This window comes from Pirellula sp. SH-Sr6A, assembly GCF_001610875.1.
Lineage (GTDB): Bacteria > Planctomycetota > Planctomycetia > Pirellulales > Pirellulaceae > JBKCUI01.
Genome location: NZ_CP011272.1, coordinates 146,857 through 167,970 on the forward strand (window position 1 = coordinate 146,857; position 21,114 = coordinate 167,970).

Genomic DNA, 21,114 nt, shown 5'->3' on the forward strand with positions numbered 1-21,114 from the left:
CCTAGTTTCTCGTTCCTCGGTTATTGCCGCCGCGGTTTCCGCGATTGTTTCCGCCGCCCTGGGTATTACCACCCTGGCCGCCTCGTCCGAATTGGGCAGGATTGAATCCGCCATTTCCTCCGAAGCCGCCCCCGCCAAATCCGCCCGTTCCGCCGAAGGGGAATCCGCCGGTTTGTTGACGACGTTGGAATTGGCTTGGGTCGAACGTTCTACCGCCGGCGTTGTTGGTGGGATTTGTGGTGGGAGTCGTACCGCTCGCGTTGGTCGAAGTCGTTCGGGCGCTGGCACCAAACACCGAGTTAAGGGTGTTTTGGATCAGGACCGGATTGACATCCCCATCAAGGGGTACGGTCAAGATGGTTTGCTCGTCCTCGGCGGCCGCCTCGTCCATCTTGGTCACGAGTGATTTTACTTGATTGTAGAGATACGGGGGACCCACAACGATCAAAGCATTGTTCTTTTTATCGGCGCTGATGGTCATGGTCTGCTCCTTCAGTTCTGACTGGGCACTGCCACCGCCACCTCCGCCTCGTCGATTTCCGCCCCCACGCAGCAAATTGATCAAATCCTCAGGCGAAGGCTGTCGCTGGCCACCCGCTGCCCCCCCTTGCTGCTGCTGGGCGATCTGCGCTGCAAAAACTTGCTTGACAATCGGTTCGACTTCTTCGACCGGCGTGTTCTCCAAGTAAACGATTTGGACACTTCCTCGAGTCTGGATGTCGACTTCGCTCTGCTCGACATCGATCATGGTGAGGATATCTTCCACGAAGAGCGCGTCCATCGGATTGGCCTGAATCCAAAGTGCATTGAGTCGTGCATCGGGTGTAATCACCACGTCTCCTACCGTTGCGGCTCCCGATACGGTCGTCGCGGCAGCGGTTGACCCACCTCCGCCACCACCGAAGAGGCTTCCAAACAACCCGCCTCCCCCGAGAACACTCGATGCCACATCTCCCAGCAACCCGCCTCCTCCACTGCCCGCTGTAGCTTGCTCCCCAGCAATGACACTCTTTACCAACTCTGCGGCGGCGTTGGCCGTGATATGTCGCAAAAAGCGAATGGTGGGTTCCGCTGGGGCATTCCGCATTTGGTCCTCGGCGACTCGGAGCAGTTGATCAAACTCGCTCATCGCTTCTGGATCATCACTGGCAATGATCAGGCCCGAAGGACCTTGCATGATGGTGACTTCGCCTTTGCCTGGTTTGGCATCCCCGGCAGTCTGTTGCGCAGATGTCGCTACCACCGCTTGTTTAGCAGACGGCGCGTTCTTTCCTTCGTCTTCCTTTTTCTCGTCGTAGTTCGCGACTAAAACTCCCTCGGGGACTGCATTCAGCGAGGCACGCGGGGCATCCTTTTCGCTCGGTTTTTCACCGATCTCTCCCTCCGCGGGCGTTTTGGCCTTGGATGATTCATCCTTTGGCAACGAGATCTTGATTCGGGATCGGCTGGCTTTGCGAAGCAGTTCCAACTGTTCCAGCAAGCGATCGGCGGCCTTGCCACGCAGAGGAATGACGCGAACACCATCGCCCAATCCTTCGATCTTGGGACCCGAATCTTCTACTTTGCTGATCAGCATTCGGATTTGATCGACTTCCTGTTTGGTTCCTTTCACCAGCAATCTGCGGCCTGCAGGATCACCGTAGAAAATGGGACCTTTGATCGCGGCGGGATCCTTACCGGTCGACGTCGATTTGCCGTAAAACTTCTCGAGCGTCAGGACCGCTGCATTGGTATCGATGTTTCCGAGCGGGATAATCTCGAATTCGCTGGATTGGCCTGCCAACTCGTTGATCAGCTTTTCGATGAAGTCGTGGTCGGTCTTGGTCGCTCGGACGATGATGTTATTGGTCTTCGGGTCGAGCGCCATGTTGATATTGGGCTGACCTGCAAACGTCGACTGCAGTACATCCATGGTCGTGGTGGGATCGGAGCCAAGCAGCAGATGGCTCTTTACAACTGGCTGCTCCGATGCTGCCATCTTCGTGCTAGACTCGTCCGGTTTGACGTCCAGCTCCTTGACGATGTCGCGAAGTTTCTGGAGTTTGTCGGCCGAGCCAGTGGCGAACATCGTGTTCCCAAACGTATCGGTCGAGATACTAATATCTTCGGCGCGAAACTCATTCTCTTTGATTCCAAGCAATGCGCGGGCAATCGAAAGGACTTCTTCCGCACTAACGAATTTCAGAGGTAGTCGCACAATCTTTGCCGAACGGACCCCGTCCGGATTTTCAGATCGTTCAATCGTTTCACGGATAATGCGAAGCTTGCCACCCGTTTCCGTGACCAGTATTTGACCTGCCGATTGGATCGGGACAATGGAGCCGTGCGGGCCAATGAGAAGCTTGATTTCCTTCTCGATATCTTCAATGCTTGACCGCTCAAGAGAGAAGACCGTCTTGATGATTTCGTATTCGCCACGCGAGTCGAGCTCCTCAGGTGGAACGAGCTCGGCCATTTCCCGAAGAAGCGATCGCATCACGTCCGCCGATTCGGCGCTGGCTAAGTCGATGCTCATCAGAATCCGTTGTTTCTTGACAAGCGTGTAGCCCTTGCTCAAGAGAACACTGTTCATGATATCCATGGCTTGCGCGACCGTGTACCGCCGATAAGGATCTCGATACGTGAAGGTCCCGGTGGGATACGCGTCGACCTGCAAACTCAACTCCGCCTCTCGGGCGATCCATTTGAGAACTTCCGACCACGGCGCTGCGTTGAAATTGATCAGGAGACCGTCCTCGGGACCCGATATCGGTTGGCTCGACGACGCGACTGCAGAATTCGAATCGGAAGGGGCTCCGGTTGCCTTCGGGACATCCGATGGACTCGATGCGGGAGCGGCTGCTGCCGCGATCGCTGGTGCGCCTGTTAGTTCCGTCCACTTTCCTTTTTGTTCGTCGGACAAGACCGCGACGAGGCGGGTTTTGATCTCGGCATCCGCCTTCTCGGCCCCCAGGGTGCGAAGCAATACACTGCGTCCCTCGAGGACATTGCGGACTTTCTCCGCCTGCTCCGGCGTCACCTGCAATTGGCTCGCAACCTCGGGATCCAAGATCGCGATGGGACCCAAATTGCTCAGGCGCCACTTTTCGGCGGTCGCACGCTGCGCTTCGCTGAGAAATTCGTATCCCTGCTTTTCGATTCCACGAATGGCCTCCATTTGCCGCATGCGGCGTTCCGAAGGCGAATCGACGCTTCGCAAGGTGTTGGCCAAATCCAGGGCTTTCGATTCGTATTGCTTGATCAGCAAGCTCAATTTTCCTAGCTGGTCCTCGGAAAGCCCCAATTCTGCCGCTTTCTGGGGGTCCGTGATCACCGCGAGCACCCCTACCAATGCTGGGTTCCCATCCGCAAACGCGTGAGAAGTCACGGTGGTAGCAAGGAGTAATGCCAAAACTCGATTACGAAGGCTTCGGTTGGTATTCATGGAAAAGAACGAATGCAAATGAAGAAAATTGCGCTGCACTTCGACTCTAGTTGCCTGGCAACCATTCGCTAGCGGCTAATGAATAGTTGACGGTGTAATGTTCGAAATCGCGTGCCAAATATCGGAATCAGCACAGGAAAAAGGTTTCCAAATGCTAAAACCGGCACACTCTTAACCCGTTCGGCGGCAAAAGGTTCCGTGGGAAGGCTTCAGAGGGCCTAAGATCGAATGGGAACCCGTGTTTTTCGGGACGGTTCTAAACGGGGCGCATCTGCCGAGGGTGACAGTTTGGTCGTAGTGGAGGCTGCAGATCGGTCGGAGGGACCGATCTGCCGAGGTCGACGCATATCGCGATGGAGGACCACCGATCGTCGGTGGACGCCCGGTCAGCTCTTCGTTTTCTCTTGGAAGACGCTTTGTGCGAACCAGTAGAGGCTGCTGCTCCAATGCTGGGGGTCGTGACCGTGCCCATCGACGTGCCAGACATGCGGAATTCCGTTTTCCTTTAGGAATCGGTGCATGTTTTGGCTGATACGAATCAATCCATCCTTGTTTCCGCAGGATATCCAGAGGAGCTTCAATTCCTTTTTCGCCTTCTCGACGTCCGGGACGAGCTCTTGGGGGGGCTTGGTATTGGGGGCAGCCGAGAAGGGTCCGACCCACGCGAAGCGGTCCAAGTTCCCGAGTCCGAAGTTAAACGATTGCCCTCCTCCCATCGAGAGACCAGCGATCGCTCGCTTCTCCCTATTGCCGTCCACGGAATACTTGGCCTCGATCGCCGGGATAACGTCCTTCAGGAGGTCTTGCTCAAACGCGGCGAACGCGGGAGCACTTTGCATCACATTCCCTTCAGCTCGATCGTTCTTTTGCGCTCGTCCGTTGGGCATAACGACAATCATCGGAACCGCTTTGCCGTCAGCGATCAAGTTGTCGAAGAGATGATTGGGCGAGGCGAAACGCACCCATTCGTTTTCATCGCCTCCTATCCCATGCAACAGATAGAGGACCGGATACTTATTGTCGTTCGAATAACCAGGGGGGGTGTATACGTTCAACTTTCGAGTCGTTCCGACCGTCGTCGACTCGTACTCGACCAATTCCAGCTTTCCGTGGGGGATCCCTTCTCGCTCTTTGAGAAATCCCTCCGGCGGGGCGTCATAGGCAGCCACATCATCGGCTTCGAGTACAATCGGTGCACCGAAGCCCCGCCCGCCTCCCCGACGCGGGTTGACTCGCTGTGGATCTTCGCTGTTCTCGGGTGGCTGCCCTGGCTTGGTTTCACGCTGCGCTGCAGGCTCCTGCGCCCTCAACACCTCGCAATTGCCGATAAGAGCGGTGAACAATAGACCGCCGATAAACCAATTCGCTTTCATCATTCGATCCTATCAGAATAGGGAGAGGAGACGCGTCGGATCAATGCCTCCGCGCGATCGTGCGTACACGCTCGAAAAATTTAGGGTATCGGGTTGGCGGGTGGTTTTCAATACACGGGAACTATTCAACCTACATAATGGGTCAGCCCTCATCATGAGGGGCTGATTGTTGGGGGGGACTCGCGGGGATGGTAAGGAATGGTAGAAAACTCGATTGAAAGCTGGTTACATGAGATTCGAGCTGGAAATTCCCAGGCACAGCAAGCGATTTGGGAGGCGTTCTTCCCCGAACTTGTCCTGCTAGCACGCAAACGATTAACCGGCATCCGCAAAGCGGTCGAGGACGAGGAAGACGTCGCGCTAAGCGTCTTGCAAAGTTTTTTTACTGCTATGCAGAAAAATCGGTTTCTCGATTTGAGGGGTCGCGACAGCCTTTGGCGGTTACTCTCCTGGATGACCCATAGAAAAGCGATCGATCGCATCCGCTTTCAGTCGCGGCAGAAACGCAAAGTTCAAGGGGAGTCGGCGGTGCTTCCGGGACCCATTAGCAATCCTGGTGATCGCCCCCTGGAACAAGTCGCTGGCCCGGAGCTAGGTCCGGACTTGGAAGCGATCCTTATCGAAGAACTGCGCGTCCTGTTGGACTTGCTTAATGAACCGATGAGACTCGTTGCGATTCGTAAACTGGATGGGTTTTCCAATGCGGAAATCGCGCAGGAGCAAGGCTGTTCACTTGCTACGATCGAGCGTCGATTGAAATTGATTCGCGAAATTTGGACTCAGCATGGAAAATCCATCGACCTTCCACCCAGCCCTTCCGATTCCAATTCCTCACGGTGAATTGCTCCGACTCGATGATGCGTGCGAATCATTCGAAACTTGGTTGAGGGTCGCCATTCCGACCTCCTCCGTGGAGATTGCATCGCAATTATCGAAACATTTGGCCGATTTGCTTGCCGATGGCACTTTTCGCTCAGAGGAATCGTTCCGAATTCGATTTCTTCAGGAGACCCTCCCCATCGCATGGGCTTGGCAAACCGAACGAGGTCAATCGATCGAGGTCGCATTCTACGCGAACCTGGGATCCGTCATCCCCGCACTCCACGCTTTTTGGGAAGCAAAAGACTGCACCGAAGCACCGCTAGCTACGGAGAGAAGTGGTAACACCGAGCCGTTGTCCGACTCCTATGCCCTTTCGCAGGCGCAACTGGAGGATTTCGCGATCTGGATTGAGAAGTATCGCGACGCATGTCATGAAAATCCAACCTTAGGAGCTTCAGACTGGATCGCGGCCCAACAAGGGCTTCCGGCCGTACTACGGGACGCCATGGATGGAATGGCTTCGCCAGATCGATTGGGAAAGGGAGCAGGCAATTGGTCCATCGGCGAATTCCAAATCGTCCGCGAGATTGGACGTGGGGGAATGGGGATTGTCTTTGAAGCGATCCAGCCCTCCTTGGGACGAACGGTCGCCTTGAAGATTCTATGGTCTGGATCCCATTCCAATGGGGAAGCCATGAAGCGATTTCAGCGTGAGGCGCTGACCGTCGCCAAGCTTCACCATACGAACATCGTCCCGATCTTTTCAGTGGGAAGCGATGGTCCGATCAACTATTTCGCTATGCAATACATCGAAGGAACGAGTCTCGACAAGATCCTTCACGATCCGGACACGCCCATCGATTGGGAATGCGTTGCCAACTGGGGACTTCAAGCGGCGGAAGCTCTCGAGCATGCGCATCGGCGCGGGATCGTTCACCGCGATGTGAAGCCATCCAATTTGCTTCTCGATCGCGAACAACGTATTTGGCTGTCCGACTTCGGGCTCGCCAAACAACAAAATGACGTCACCTTGAGCGTCGCGGGGGCACTGCTGGGAACACCGCGCTATATGAGTCCAGAGCAAGCGTCCGCATCGGTGCACGCAATCGATCATCGCAGCGACATCTACAGCCTCGGCGCGACGCTTTACGAGCTTGCGACCGGGCATCCGGTTTTCGATGCCCAGACTCCACATGGCGTGATCCATCAAATACTGCACAGTCAGCCAGTACCAGCCACTCGCTACCAACACCAGTTGCCCAAAGATTTCAGCACGATCCTGATGAAGTGCCTTTCGAAGGATCCAACCTCTCGCTATGCGAGTGCGTCGGAGTTGGCCTCGGACCTTCGAGCGCTGCTCGATGGACGCCCGATCCGAGCCAAGCAGCCCACGCTCGTGGAGCGGTCTCAGCGGTGGATTCGTCAGCATCGCAACGAATTCACTTGGTCGGTCACATCGATTGTCGCGAGCCTGATGTTGCTGGCCTTTGCCATCCTAAGTTGGGTCGGTTATCGACAATGGAGAGAATCCCACCTCTCCCTTACCAGTCCCGCTACTTCGTTGACGGCGGAAATTCTTAGCGCAGATGGCACACTCGCGCTCCACGCTCAAACGGTTCCCACACAAGACCCCATCCCGCTGCAACCGGGCGAATACAAGTTGCGGGTTCGAACCCCCGGTTTGTTGAGCCAAACCTATCAGTTGTCTCTCTTAGCAGGACGGGATCACAAACAGACGCTGAACCCAACAGATCAACTGCTCGCGCCATCCAAGACTGGATTCTTTCGAACCCAACTCGTGAAAGGGACCGAACATGCCTGGGGGGTATCGATCGATGCCCATCATCTGGTGATCGAATCGCTCGCGGGTGAGGAACCCAAACAGGCGTCCATTCCCTGGACTGCGTTTACGAACGGCGACTCGGCTCCCAGTTTTCATTGGGAGTCTGCCCATCAATTCCATCGAAACATCGTACAAGGCGCGAAGTCGTCAACGGCTCCTTTTTTGATAGGTCTTCCCGGTGCAACGATTGGTTTGGAATCGGACCATCTTCTCATTGCCACTCGCCACCAAGCGTTCGTGGCAATGGTGGGATGCGATGGGACGACAAAGTGGGCGCGTGGGCTCGCAGCCGATGTCCTGCAAACCGATTCGATACAGGAACAACTCGACGCCTGCAAACAAAGTCCACGTAGTACTATCGTAGAACCCCCTCGCATCGTTGCGGATATCGATGGCGATGAACATCCCGATTTCATCGTCCATATCGCCTCCATTCCTCCGAGAGGCCTTCCCCAAACTCATCAAGCGGTGCGCGAAGTCATCGCATTGTCTGGACTTCGCGGCGAGATCCTATGGAGCACCACAATCCCGCTTTCCGCTTTTTCTTTAAGTCCCCAAGAGGTCCCCTATCACTACAAATGGTTTACGGGCATGAATACAGGGAGCAGTGAAGGAGGAAGTGGCACGTTTCTTAATCAAGGCTATTGGAGTCGCAACAGCAACCAAAGCTGTGAACTGACCGGCGAATTCGTCGCAGTCGGTGCTACGATCTTCCTCAATGACTCGCGTGCTGCCGAGAATCCGAGCACAACGTTTTGGTATCAAGTCGGTGAGAACCTACTCTCTATCGATCTGCGAACGGGGAGGTTCCAAGGAGACGCGATCCACCTAGGAGGAATCCCCCAAACCCCTCCCCTCTTCTGGCCCGAAAAGAACGACGTGCCAGCAACTCTCTATTGGATGGACGGAGGCTCGACGACGGATGGGCAGGCTGCAAAACCGATCAATGTCGCTCCACCATCGCTTCGGTGCGTCGCTTGGTCCTTATCCGAAAATCGGGTTCTTTGGCAGAGGACGCTACAAGCACAGCTGCCACTACTTCGAACGTGGGAAATGACTCTTCCTCGCTGGCCATTCTTGGTCGATCTCGATTCGGACGATGTTCCCGAGTGGATCGTCCCCGATGAATCGACAAACGGAATTCCTGGAAATCCAAAGAGCACTGCTATTCGAGTACTCCATGCGAAAGACGGTGAGGAGAAGTGGCATGCACGCATTCGACATGCCGATATGCAGATCGATCATTGGGTGGTTGGCCCAGACCGGGATGGTGACGGTGTTCTCGATTTGATCGTGACGACGATGGCTGGCATGCCAGTTCGCGTCCACCTCGATGTCCTTTCCGGCGCGACAGGTAAGACGATTCTGCAGGGGCAAAGCCGCGTGCTGCATCGCGACTCGCCGGAGACGTTCTACCTTTGCCAACCATTTCTTTGGGAGAATCGGGTTGATGGTTGGCCGCGTGTCGTCGTTCCCCTTCAAAGCTCTCATTCCCGCGAAGGAGACGCAGCGGAACTGAAGATCTTTTCGATTGGAACCGGACATTGCGAACAAGAAGCGACGCAGGTCCATTCAGTAGAAATAGGAGATCTAGACGGAGACAAAGTACCCGATCTTTCCCTCTCACGATTTCGCACACCGGAACTCGGATTGCGAGGACAATCCGAGACTCACTTTGTGCGGGGCACTGGGGAATCCCTTTGGGACCGTATGGGCCAACCCCACCAGAAGGTGTCCGATCTCAATGGGGATGGAATTCTGGATTTGATCCAAACGGATTATCGTTCCATCACCGCACACAACACGTTGGACGGTTCCCTCCTATGGCAGATCCAGTTGAGTGGCCGTGCCTCGCACACAACTGTCCATAGCGAACAAGGCGTTGCACCGTTGCGATTGCGAGGAGCACCGAGCTGGGAAGCAGAAGGATTTGCCGAGTTCGACCATCGTAATTGGGATTTCGATGACGATGGGATTGGTGATCTGATCCTGGAGTCCCAGACCGGCGGAAGCAAGCTCGAAGTACTCGAAGCGATCTCTGGAAAAACTGGATCGAGAATTTGGAAGACACGAGCGACAAAAACCTACCAGCAAGGATCGGGATATCTGCAGTGCCAAGACCTGGATAGAGACGGACGCAGCGAGATCGTTTACCTGTCCTATTCGGATTCGCTGCTTGCATTGAAAAATCGCCGAAGTTGGTCTGGCGATGACGGAAATCTCATCGTGTCTGTGTGGGATGCTACGACCGGAGCGGAGCGATGGCATCGCGCATTGACGCGTAAGTACGGATCTAATTCCGGTCAGCGTTTGCCCTACCCATTCGCGTCGCGACCGATGCCAAAATTGGGAATGGGTGACTTCAATGGCGATGGCGTTACGGACATTCTCGCGCCCGCCGAGCCGTCTGCGGAGACCACACCACCGATGGCGGCCACTTGGCTGGCACTCGATGGGAGGGATGGAACCGAATTGTGGAATCGTCCGGGAGCTTCCTGCCGAGAATCCAGCAACTGCTTCGCCGAAGCGGCACAAGCCCGCGTTCAGCCACAAGGAGCGAATGCGGACGCCGCTCTCTCCCAAGTTTACTTCGTCGAGGTGCGAGATGATTCGCGGGAGGACGGCAGTCTGTCCAGGCAGCTCCATGCGGTCGCGGTCGCAGCCAAGTCGGGAGTCGAACTCTGGGACCATCCCATCGAAGTTGACGCGAGTTTTCGTCGCAACTTTGCTTCCACGGGGGACAGGCTTTTCAGCGGAACCCTGCTGGATGCAGACGGAAAGTCGATGCTTCTCTTAGGCTATGAACAGGATCGAAAGGATCATATTCAGATTTTAGACGAGGATGGGACCAGTATTGCCAAGCGATCTTATCCGCAGCCCTCTACCTATCCCAAGCCACCCATTATCTGGAGGTTATTGGACAACGATGCCGATGGCATCCTGGATCGAGCGATTGTTGGCAGCCGGATTGAAATTGTGGATCTCTCAAAAAATTTGGAGACGCTCTTCACGATCGCCGATGCGCATGCGGGAACGTCGGTCGGTATGAACGGAGCGCTGGACGCCGACCGCTATCCAGCGAACGTGGAGGTCCATTCGCTGAGTGCGTCCCATCCTCCTAGCATCGTACTGCACTCGTGGGGGGAACATCCCAGCGTCTCGGCATTCGATAGCGAGACCGGGGATCGACATTGGTGGAGTCACGGTCCGACGAGACATCGAACGTATTCGAATGAAATCGTACCGACTCTCGCTATCCCGCGCCGAGATGGAGAACTCCCAATCGTCGTCACCAATCACCTCGATCAATCCAATGCGAGGGCAGCGTGCAGCGATACACCGTCATCGAGAAATATCCAGTCACCGATTTCCTTGGTATCGACGGAGCGCGATGTGCGATTTCAAAGGCCATTGCCTTGGATGCAAAATTCGATGGCGACCGAATTACCCATGGAGGTTGTTGCGTTTCTAGTAACCGGTCTCTTCCAATCCGTGTTGCTGGTTTGGATCCCTGGCCTCTATTTGTGGACAACCTTTCGAAAGCGGAAGTGGGGCCTTAGATGGCTGTTATTGCTACCCATTCTCGTCGCCATTTCGCTGATCACGCTTCGGGTGCAACAAGGGACCGAAGGAGGTGGCTGGTTTACAAGTTATGGATTGGCGCTTTTATTCTCGCCGATCGTCGGGATGATCGGATTGATAGTGCATCGATGTGTTCAGAAACAATGGCGTGGAGTCTTCGCTATTTTCTTTTATATCGTGCTCGGAGCAATCCTCACGGCGGGAGGAATTTTGAGCCTTCATGGGTGGAGTCAGCCGCTCGAGCCGGGTGAATATTACGACTGGGCCGGATGGTACTGGATCATTCCGCAAAGTGTATTCGTAACAGCGTACGTTTATTGGGCCGTTCGAGCGCTCGGAAAGATGTTCCATCGACAAGGGCTTGAACGTAGAACGGTAGCATCTGCTCGGTAACCCATGATTCGCGTCGCAGGGGAGCGGCGACCGCCTACTTACAAACTATAGAGATTGCCTCGCCGACCATCGTCGAGGACCAACATCGAGGACCAACATCGAGGACCAACATCGAGGACCAACATCGAGGACCAACAAAAAACCGGAGATCAACACGGTCGCGGCTGCAACGCAGCCGTTCTGTGCAAAACTCCGGTTTGATCCAATCGACAGCGATCGAAATTCCAATGCGACCGACGGACTACTTGCGGCGGAAGAGAGGGCCGGCGTAGCGAGCGCCTTCACCCAGCTCTTCTTCGATTCGCAGCAGTTGATTGTACTTGGCCATTCGGTCCGAACGAGAAGCCGATCCGGTCTTGATTTGCCCGGTCGAGAGAGCAACGGCCAAGTCGGCGATGGTGGCGTCTTCGGTTTCGCCACTTCGGTGACTCGAGATGCTCGAGTAACCATTTCGGTGTGCCAATTGGATCGCTTCGATGGTCTCGGTCAAGGTTCCGATTTGATTCACTTTGATCAAGATGCTATTCGCGATTCCTTGATCGATCCCTCGCTGCAGTCGCTCGGTGTTGGTCACGAACAAATCATCACCTACCAATTGGACCTTGCCGCCGACGCGTTCGGTGAGCTTCTTCCAAGAGTCCCAGTCATCTTCGGAGCATCCGTCTTCGATCGAGCAGATCGGGTAGTTATCGACCCAGTTTGCCAGGAAGTCGACCATTTCATCGCCGGAGAGTTGCTTCCCGTCGATGGTATACTTCTTTGTCTTTTCATCGTAGAACTCGGTCGCAGCGACATCCAATGCGATGAAGATCTGTTTGCCCGCTTGGTATCCGGCTCGCTTGATCGCTTCCATGATCAGATCGAGGGCTTCGCGGTTGCTGCCTAGGTCAGGTGCGAATCCACCTTCGTCTCCAACGGCAGTGTTCAGTTTCTTCTCGCTCAGAACCTTCTTCAAGTTGTGGAAGATTTCTGTTCCGGCGCGGAGTGCGTCGGTGAACGAGTCAAAGCCGAGGGGCATGACCATGAACTCTTGTACGTCGACGGAGTTGTCAGCGTGCTGACCTCCGTTGACGATATTCATCATGGGTGCTGGCAGGAGGTGCGCGCCGGCTCCACCCAGGTATCGGTAGAGAGGTTGATTCGTGAAATGAGCTGCCGCCTTCGCAGTTGCCAGAGAGACGCCGAGCATCGCGTTGGCACCAAGATTCTTCTTGTTGGACGTTCCATCGATTTGGCGGAGCATCGCATCGACGCCTCGTTGATCGAGCGCATCGAAGCCGATGAGGTTTTCGGCAATTTGCGAATTGATGTTCTCAACCGCTTTGAGAACCCCTTTACCCATGTACTTGGACTTATCGCCGTCGCGGAGTTCCCATGCTTCGTGGGCGCCGGTGCTGGCACCGCTGGGTACCGCCGCGCGGCCGGTGGAGCCATCGACGAGCGTTACGTCGACTTCAACCGTAGGATTGCCTCGAGAATCGAAAATCTGACGACCGTGAATGCGCTCGATAAGGCTCATGAAATACCTGCCAATGTCCAAAGAAATCAGAGTAAGCCGGCGGGGGTGGGCATTTGCTCAGACTTCGAGCCCGCGCCCGTTTGCTCCCCACATACAACGTTTTGCGCATTGTGGCGGAGCGTTGGCTTCTTGGCTACTTCAAATGGTTCGCGCAAAAGAAAACCCGAGGTGTTCGCACACCTCGGGTCGGTTGGGGGCAACCGTTTGGAAGAAAAAGGGCTGCTTCGTCGATGGAACGAGGCAGCCGAGCCATCGTTCGGAGTGGAATCTGGGGGGCTATTGAGGAAGCCGTCCCATTTCGACCTTGGGGAGCGGTCCTGTGAGGGCCTTCATGAACTCTACCAAATCGGCCTTGTCTTGGGCGGTCAGATCAAGCTTTTTGATTTTATCGCTCAGATAGGGATTGGGATGCCCACCTTTTGCATAGTACTCGACGACTTCCTCCAGCGTTTTTTGGGAACCATCGTGCATGTATGGAGCCGATTGCGCGATGTTCCGAATCGTCGGCGTCTTGAACGCTCCCTTGTCTTTCTCTTGCTTGGTCTCCGCGAAACGGCCAAGGTCTGGTTCTGCGGCTTCCATCCCGACACCCAGGTTGTGGTAAAGCTCGTCGGTGAAGTTCACCCCCACGTGGCAAGCGGTGCAGTTCGATTTAGCGCTGAAAAACAAATCGCGCCCCCGTTTGGCAGAGTCGCTCATGGGATGCTCATCCGACAAGGCCTTCGCCTTGGTAAATCGCGCATAGAGTTGCGGATCCTCTTCCTTCAACGCGTCCAGATCCTCCAGTTCTTCAGGGAATGCCACCAGCATTTGTCGGACAGGTTCATAAAGATCGTATGGGCTGGCTTCCGTAACGAGAGCGCGCTCAAAGGTCGCAATGGCACGCCCAACATCGTCGATATTGGGAGCGCGTCCGAAGACTTTTTCAAACTGAATGCGATAACCTTCGATCTTCCCGAGGCTCCCAATGCAGGCATCGTGGGTGTGCCCCATTTCAATCGGGTTGGCAATTGGACCTACCGCTTGGTCTTCGAGTGTCCCAGCTCGGCCATCCCAAAACTGGGCTTTGCTAAGAATTCGGTTGAAGGATACGGGCGAATTTCGATTTCCTTCTTGCTTGCGAACGCCAACGCCGAACCGGGTGTTGGCACCATAACCAGTGGTGGGGTGGTGGCAGTCCGCACAGCTAACCGTGTTGTCCACGGAGAGGCGGCGATCGAAGTAGAGCTGTCGCCCCAATTCAATCTTGGCGAGGGTCATCGGATTATCCTCGGGGATGAATAGCGCGCTAGCACCCGCCTTTAAAGCGTCCGGAAGTTGAACGTTTAAGGGCTCGTGGTTCTTCGGATTGTTAAGAAATGATTTGATTTCTTCGATGGTCAAATTCCCTTTACCGGGAATTCCCTGAGTGAGAGTGTCCGAACCGAGTTTGACCAGCTCGGCAGCGGAGGCGGGGGCCCCAGCGGCGAACATTGTCAACAATCCAAACATCAAAGAATGTCGCATAAGACTTTTGCAGAGTGAGGGAGGGGAAGGAGGGGAATGAACCGATCGGGATCCGATCTGATAACCGCAAAGTATACGTCACGACCAAGCCCCCACGAAGACAACGGGGAGGAACTTTTGGGTTATAGGACTTATTCCTGCTGGTTATCGGTTGGGATTGTAGACCACACCTGCCCGTGGATCGAACCGATAGTAGCCACCGTAGGGGGTCGGATGAAGAGGGCTCGAGGTGAGTCCGTGCTGGTAGAGCTCGATCAAATTCAAATCGGGCTTGTTTCCTACTGTCTGCGAGTAGATTTTGACCAATTCGTTGAGATGGACCAGGTTGTTGGACTCCCTGTATTCGCAGTAGCCGCTCCAAGCTTTTCCGGTGGCCTCGTAGGACATGAGCAGCCCAACGGACACCATCGCGAGCATTCGGAACGAACGAATCCAACCTTCGATCGGCTTAAACGGAGTCTCGAATGTCATCATCGAAAAATCCTTGGTCAATACGCAGGCTCCGTCCCTGTGGCGCAGCCTCTTCAAACAACTTAGTTCACGGATTTTCGCATTAAATCCTGTGGAAGGAAAAATCTCCGACATTCCACTTTCGCGTTCCTGTTCGGCGCTCCGTTGGACACCCGGCTACGTCGACTCAGGAAATCTGAAGCCCCGACTCCTGAATCTAGCCAGAAAGCGTATGATTGGGCCTCGCTGGGTGAACCTTAGGTCTCCCTTTGTCATTTTCCAGTCCAGACAAGTCGAAAGTCCAACAAAGCGGAATGAGTGCTCTTCAAAATCTATCAGTCGTTGTTACGGGCGGGGCGAGCGGGATCGGTTACGCCCTCGCTACGGCGTTCGCTGCGCGCGGAGCCAAAGTCGCCATCGGTTCCCGCCGAAACTCTGCCGTCGAGGAAGCGGTCGCTGCGAGTCAAGGAAAGCTGACCGGGAAAGTGCTCGACGTGGTCGACCGTGGGAGCGTGCAGCATTTCTTCGATTGGGTCAAGGAAACTCAAGGAGACGTCGATATTTTGGTCAATGCCGCGGGAATCAACATCAAGGATCGGAGCATGGCCGCCATGACGCCCGAGATGTGGGATCAAGTGATGGCGATCAATGCGACGGGGGCATACAACTGCATCCACTCCGTCCTGCCGTCCATGCGGGAACGCAAGGCCGGGATGCTGATCAATATCTCGAGTGTGGCAGGGAAGCGAGCGATTGCGCTCGGTGGTGTCGCCTATTCGGCCAGCAAGTTTGCCATGACCGCGCTCGGCATATGTTTGGCCAACGAATTAGGAGTGGAAGGGATACGGGTTACCAATGTCTATCCCGGTGAAGTCGATACTCCGATTCTGGAACAACGACCTGTACCGGTGACAGAAGAACATCGTCAAAAGATCTTGAAGCCGGAGGATATTGCTGAGGTTGTGGTCGGATTGGCAGAGATGCCGAGCCGCGTCCATGTACCAGAAATCGTTATTAAGCCGATTCATCAGCAGTACTACTAAGACGCGAACGGCGCACCAAGCGAGACGAAAGATGGATTGGAATATTCACAACATCCCTGCAGATCAACCGACCCCATCGGTGATTGTGTCGACGGAGTTAGCGGAAGCGAACATCAAACGGATGCAGGACTACTGCAACGCACATGGCTTGCGACTGCGTCCTCACACAAAGACCCACAAATCTTTGTGGGCAGCACAGCTGCAAATGAAAGCTGGAGCGGTCGGGCTGACGGTTGCAAAGGTTGGTGAGGCCGAGGTCATGTCGCATGTTTGCCGCGACATCTTTATTGCCTACCCAGCGATCGGGGCCCATCGATTAAGCAGATTGATGGAGCTTGCAAAACGCATTTCGGTCTCGGTGGGTATCGACTCGATCGCTGCCGCGTCTGCCCTTCAATCGGCTGCCCAAAATGCGGGGGTCCAAGTGGGGGTTTTGGTCGATATCGATGTCGGCTTTCATCGAACAGGTGTGCAGGACCGAATCAAAACATTGGAACTGTGCACGTTTGTCGCAGCCCAACCCAATCTTGCATTCCGCGGTCTCATGTGCTTCCCGGGCCACATTCTTCCCCATGCCGATTCCCAGACATGGAGCGCATACGAGGCGGCTTTGAAATCCATCGTCGAGGAGTTGGCCCAACGAGGGCTTTCGGTTGAGGCTGTTTCCGGTGGCTCGACCCCCACGGCCATGGAATCGCACAAAAACACCGCCTTGAATGAGATCCGCCCAGGGACTTATGTCTACAACGACCTCAACGAGGTTCGACTGGGTGTTTGTGATTTGGATCAAGTCGCAGCTCGAGTTCTCGCAACAGTCGTCAGCAAACCTGAACCCAACAAGGTGGTCATCGACGCTGGAAGCAAAACTCTTTCGAGCGATCGCAATGCGGCCTTGCCCGATAGCGGATTCGGGTATCTCCCGGACTTTCCAGAGGCCAAGGTCGTGCGGCTTAGCGAAGAACATGGCGAAATCGTGTTTAGCGATGCGGACGTTGCGAGCGGTCGAGTGCCTGAGGTGGGAGATCGCCTATGGTTGATCCCAAACCACATTTGCGTTTGCATCAACCTCCAAAATCAGTTCTTTCTGCATGATGGCCAGACTCTTTCCGTCTTGCCTGTCGATGCACGCGGTTTGCTTGTCTAGGTCTGCGCCCTTTGGAGATCAATCGAAACCGCCATGAGCGCAGCAGTCCCCCATCCCGATCCATCGATGTCCCAATCGAACAAGATCTCGATCCTTGTCCCTGCATACAACGAGGAAAAGACGATCGGCCGAGTGCTGGAACGATTGCTGGAGCTCCCCTTCGCGCAAAAAGAGATCCTCGTCGTCGATGACGGGTCACTGGACAGGACAGCGGACGTGGTGGAGTCCATCGCGGGAAAGCAACCGGAGGTGAAACTCTTTCGACAGACGTCCAATCAAGGGAAGACGGCTGCGATCGCCCGCGCCATCTCGCTGGCCACGGGCGACGTTTTGATCGTGCAAGACGCCGACTTGGAGTACGACCCTCGAGAGATTCCGGATGTCATCGCCCCCATCCTCGAAAACGTGGCCGACGTCGTCTACGGCAGTCGCTTTTTAGTCAAGAAGGCCTCGCGCGTTCTCTACTACTACCATTACATCGCGAACAAGTTCCTAACGTGCTTGAGCAATTTGCTCACCAACCGGAACATGTCCGATATTGAAACTTGCTACAAAGCGTTTCGACGCGAAGTCATTGCCCCGATGAAGCTCACGAGCAAGGGGTTTGGGATGGAGATCGAGATCACGGCGATGGTTTGCAAAACCAAATCGAGGACGTACGAGGTCCCGATTTCCTACTACGGACGAACCTACGAAGAAGGAAAAAAGATTGGCCTCTCCGATGGAATCGCCGCGATTTGGTACATCTTTTATTACAATTTGGTGCACCCGAGAACCAAGGCGGGCAAGAGCTACATCTCGACCGTCAATGCGGCATTGAAGGATGTCCAATCCTAAACCTGTCTTCGCGAGCGGAGCTCATCAGCGGAAACGCTCCTAGCGTCCGCCTTCCAGGGCAAACGATTTACGGAGCAGTTCCAGACTCTTGGGGATCGCTGTCTTTTGATCCTCTTTGCCTTCAAATTCCAGCGAGATCCAGCCTCGGTACTTGGCATCCCGGACCATTTGGCCAATCTTGGAGTAGTCCAGGTCGAGCGTGTACCACTCGCCTCCACCGTAGTAGGTTTTGGCTTGGACTAAGACGGTTTTTGGTAAGAGACGTTGTAGCTTTTGGTAAGGATCTTCAAGGAAATTGCCGGTGTCCAAAGTGACTTGCAGGTACGGGGAGTCGATGGCGTCGACGATTTTCAGAACGCCTTCAGGAGTTAGCCCCAGCCCCCAATGGTTTTCGAGTCCGAGCACCACACCGCATTTCTCGGCGGTAGGGAGGCAACGCTCGAGCGCGTCGATCACCCACGGGAATCCGTCTTCCTCCGTGTATCCCGCGAGAGGGGGCTCGATTCCGCGATTCGCCATGAGTTCGTCAAAGTTCTTGCTCGTCCCCCACCGCCCCGTATTCACTCGCATGGTAGGAATACCCAGCTTGTAACAAAGTTCGATTTGGCCGATGGTGAGCTCGATATTCCATCGACGTACTTCTGCGTCCGGTGACACGAACCCTTGATGGGTCGACATTCCATAAAGAGGCAGACCGTGTACCAGCGAGCGTCGTTTGATCGCTTGCAAGGCACTGTGACTGAGAAGTTCGGTTTGGGAGATTTGATAGAGCAAGATCTCGACGCCATCGAACCCGCAATCTGCTGCAAAGTCGATGCACTTCGTCACATCTTTGAACTCTTCGTTCTTGAATCGCCAAAGAGAGTAGGTGGAGAGACCGATCGGATTCGTGGTTCGAGCACCGTCGGCGGCGGTGGTGATTGCAGCGCCCGTCTCGATACACGAGGCTAGTACCCCTGCTGTCATGGTTGCTGCCAAGCCGGTTTGGAAGGTGCGTCGATCCACGGGTTTGCTTTCTTCGAAAGAGGGGTCAAAAATCAGACTCTTGAAATGTACTCCGCCGTGCAAAATTTGCTACTATGCGAATGACGTTTACCGCAGGATGGGTGAAACAGCGTCACCCGGACCGTTTGCTGCTTCCGTTCTTTTCAGGAGTTCTGTCCATGTCGTTCGATACCAATCCCTATCTCCCCACCGCCCAAGACTACGTTCGCGATATTGGAGAGAGTGTTCCTCTCGCAGATCGGGGGACGCGTTTGGTCGCCGCCATCGTGGACGGGGTGATCATGATAATTGTGGCCGCGCCGGTCATTTTTGGTCTGGGGTACCTGATCGGTTCCGTGATGGGGACAGGAGTGGTTGCTAGTTTTGTCGCCCAAGTCGTCGGCGGCGTTGCCGGGATTGGAATATTCCTCGCGATCAATGGCTACTTTTTGAATTTGAATGGCCAGACAATTGGGAAGAAAATCACCAACATCAAAATCGTGAACGAGGATGGAACGAAGCCTGAGTTCACCCACCTCATACTTTATCGATATGGCGTGACTTGGCTTATCGGGTTGATCCCTTTCATTGGCGGGCTCTATGGCTTGGTGAACGTCCTGGCCATTTTTCGCGAATCGCGCAAGTGTCTGCATGATGACATCGCCAAGACCAAGGTTGTAAAGGCCTAGGCAATAAGGCCTTGAACGACTTGGCCGTGCACATCGGTCAATCGGTAACGTCGACCTTGGAATCGATAGGTGAGTCTTTCGTGATCGATTCCAAGGAGATGCATCACCGTCGCTTGGATATCGTGAATGTGAACAGGATTCTCCGCGATGTTGTATCCAAACTCATCGGTTTGACCGTAGACGGTACCGGGGCGCGTCCCTCCTCCCGCGAACCACATCGAGAAGCATCGAGGGTGATGGTCGCGGCCGAAGTTCTTTTGAATCTTCCCTTGGCAGTAGTTCGTTCTCCCAAACTCTCCCCCCCAGATAACGAGCGTATCCTCGAGCATTCCCAATCGTTCAAGATCCTTGACCAATGCTGCACTAGGCTGATCGGTTTCTTGACATAATTTTGGCAGGCTCCCTGGCAGTCCGCCGTGATGATCCCAATCTTGATGATAGAGTTGGATGAACCGAACATCTCGCTGCGCGAGTCGGCGCGCGAGCAAGCAGTTGGCTGCAAAGCTTCCCGGTTTTTGAACGTCGGGCCCGTACATCTCTAAAACGCTGGCGGGTTCCTTGGATAGATCGGCAACTTCAGGAACGCTCGACTGCATCGCGAAAGCCATTTCGTAGTGCTCCATACGATTCTGGATTTCGACATCGGGTGTTCGCGCCAATTGCTCCTGTTGCAATTCCTTCCAACGGTCGAGCATCATGCGGCGGCTCTCGCGCGAAATTCCATCTGGGTTGCCCAGGTAGAGGACTGGGTCCTTCGCCGCACGCAACAAAACGCCCTGGTGCTTCGTCGGAAGGAACCCGCTCCCCCAAAGATGAGCTCCCAAAGGCTGCCCTGATTTATCCTTTGTCACCAATACAACGAAGGAGGGTAGGTCCGCGTTGATTTGCCCCAGCCCATAGCTAAGCCATGCACCGATGCTGGGGCGTCCTGCAATTTGGGTCCCCGTTTGGAAAAAGGTAACGCCGGGTCCGTGATTGATCGCTTCGGTGAAAGCGGAGCGCAGAACGCAGATCTTATCGGCGATACCGGCCGTATGCGGAAGAAGTTCGCTAAACCAAGCGCCCGATTCACCAGCCTGTTCAAATCGAAAGGGGGAACCAACCAAGGGAATCGACGATTGATTTCCCGACATGCCGGTCAATCGCTGGGAACCTCGTACGGAATCTGGTAGCTGCTCTCCTTCTTTCTCCTTCAAGAGTGGCTTGTAATCGAGAAGATCCAGATGGGAGGGCCCGCCCGACATAAACAAATAGATGACCCTTTTGGCCTTGGGAAGATGATGAAACGCCTTCAACTCCCCTCCCCCTCCCCGAATATCCAAGGATGGGGGTTCATCTCCGACCGCATCCCCCATCATTTGCGACAGTGCCATACCCCCCAGTCCGATGCCCGAGGAAAACAGGAACCGCCGGCGTGCATTCCAGGATTGGATTCGTGCAATTTCCGAGTCGGTCATGTCATGTCTCATGGAAGAGCGAGTATGGAAAGGAAGGTGGATGGGGTG

Annotated in this window: 13 protein-coding genes; 6 read left to right on the plus strand and 7 right to left on the minus strand. The window is 54.9% G+C overall.

All coding sequences use genetic code 11. The features are described 5' to 3' along the window. Position 1: 1 nt before the first annotated feature. Both VN12_RS00475 and VN12_RS00480 read right to left on the minus strand, forming a co-directional pair. The gene (locus tag VN12_RS00475; protein ID WP_146674984.1) at positions 2-3,424 is read right to left on the minus strand and encodes a secretin N-terminal domain-containing protein; all 3,423 of its coding nucleotides are present in this window, start codon (positions 3,422-3,424) and stop codon (positions 2-4) included. Between the two features lie 386 nt (positions 3,425-3,810). Further along, a complete protein-coding gene (locus VN12_RS00480; RefSeq protein WP_240491275.1) occupies positions 3,811-4,800 on the minus strand; it encodes an alpha/beta hydrolase in 990 nt (329 codons plus the stop codon). 195 nt (positions 4,801-4,995) lie between these two features. Between VN12_RS00480 and VN12_RS00485 the strand changes: the two genes are divergently transcribed. Together VN12_RS00485 and VN12_RS00490 are read left to right on the plus strand one after the other, a co-directional pair. Then, positions 4,996-5,637 carry an ECF-type sigma factor gene (locus VN12_RS00485; RefSeq protein ID WP_146674985.1) on the plus strand — a complete coding sequence of 214 codons (642 nt, stop codon included), beginning with the start codon at positions 4,996-4,998 and terminating at the stop codon, positions 5,635-5,637. Next, entirely contained in the window at positions 5,582-11,437 is a 5,856-nt protein-coding gene (locus tag VN12_RS00490; RefSeq protein WP_146674986.1) for a serine/threonine protein kinase, read from the plus strand. Before VN12_RS00485 ends, VN12_RS00490 begins: the two co-directional genes overlap by 56 nt. Positions 11,438-11,678: 241 nt before the next feature. Here the strand turns inward: VN12_RS00490 and eno are convergent, their stop codons facing one another. The 3 genes from eno to VN12_RS00505 form a co-directional block, all read right to left on the minus strand. Then, positions 11,679-12,956 carry a phosphopyruvate hydratase gene (gene eno, locus VN12_RS00495; RefSeq protein ID WP_146674987.1) on the minus strand — a complete coding sequence of 426 codons (1,278 nt, stop codon included), beginning with the start codon at positions 12,954-12,956 and terminating at the stop codon, positions 11,679-11,681. A 276-nt stretch (positions 12,957-13,232) separates the two neighbouring features. Next, on the minus strand, positions 13,233-14,462 hold the full coding sequence (locus VN12_RS00500; RefSeq protein ID WP_146674988.1) for a cytochrome-c peroxidase: 1,230 nt from the start codon (positions 14,460-14,462) through the stop codon (positions 13,233-13,235). A gap of 144 nt (positions 14,463-14,606) precedes the next feature. After that, positions 14,607-14,936, minus strand: coding sequence for a hypothetical protein (locus VN12_RS00505; protein WP_146674989.1), 330 nt, complete (start codon positions 14,934-14,936; stop codon positions 14,607-14,609). 290 nt (positions 14,937-15,226) lie between these two features. Here VN12_RS00505 and VN12_RS00510 point away from each other — a divergent pair, with 290 nt between their 5' ends. Genes VN12_RS00510 through VN12_RS00520 form a run of 3 tightly spaced genes read left to right on the plus strand, consistent with a single transcriptional unit; the run spans position 15,227 to position 17,936 of the window. Then, the gene (locus tag VN12_RS00510) at positions 15,227-15,955 is read left to right on the plus strand and encodes an SDR family oxidoreductase (RefSeq protein WP_146674990.1); all 729 of its coding nucleotides are present in this window, start codon (positions 15,227-15,229) and stop codon (positions 15,953-15,955) included. Positions 15,956-15,986: 31 nt separating this feature from the next. Further along, positions 15,987-17,099 carry an alanine racemase gene (locus VN12_RS00515; RefSeq protein ID WP_168164116.1) on the plus strand — a complete coding sequence of 371 codons (1,113 nt, stop codon included), beginning with the start codon at positions 15,987-15,989 and terminating at the stop codon, positions 17,097-17,099. Between the two features lie 33 nt (positions 17,100-17,132). Beyond that, positions 17,133-17,936, plus strand: coding sequence for a glycosyltransferase family 2 protein (locus tag VN12_RS00520; RefSeq protein ID WP_205855159.1), 804 nt, complete (start codon positions 17,133-17,135; stop codon positions 17,934-17,936). Between the two features lie 39 nt (positions 17,937-17,975). On the opposite strand, the gene VN12_RS00525 is transcribed toward VN12_RS00520, so the two are convergent. Further along, complete coding sequence (locus VN12_RS00525; protein WP_240491276.1) at positions 17,976-18,941, minus strand: sugar phosphate isomerase/epimerase family protein; 966 nt, start codon at positions 18,939-18,941, stop codon at positions 17,976-17,978. 158 nt (positions 18,942-19,099) lie between these two features. Here VN12_RS00525 and VN12_RS00530 point away from each other — a divergent pair, with 158 nt between their 5' ends. Continuing rightward, the gene (locus tag VN12_RS00530) at positions 19,100-19,609 is read left to right on the plus strand and encodes an RDD family protein (RefSeq protein ID WP_168164117.1); all 510 of its coding nucleotides are present in this window, start codon (positions 19,100-19,102) and stop codon (positions 19,607-19,609) included. On the opposite strand, the gene VN12_RS00535 is transcribed toward VN12_RS00530, so the two are convergent. Next, the gene (locus VN12_RS00535) at positions 19,606-21,066 is read right to left on the minus strand and encodes a DUF1501 domain-containing protein (protein WP_146674993.1); all 1,461 of its coding nucleotides are present in this window, start codon (positions 21,064-21,066) and stop codon (positions 19,606-19,608) included. The genes VN12_RS00530 and VN12_RS00535 overlap by 4 nt on opposite strands. Positions 21,067-21,114 lie beyond the last annotated feature (48 nt).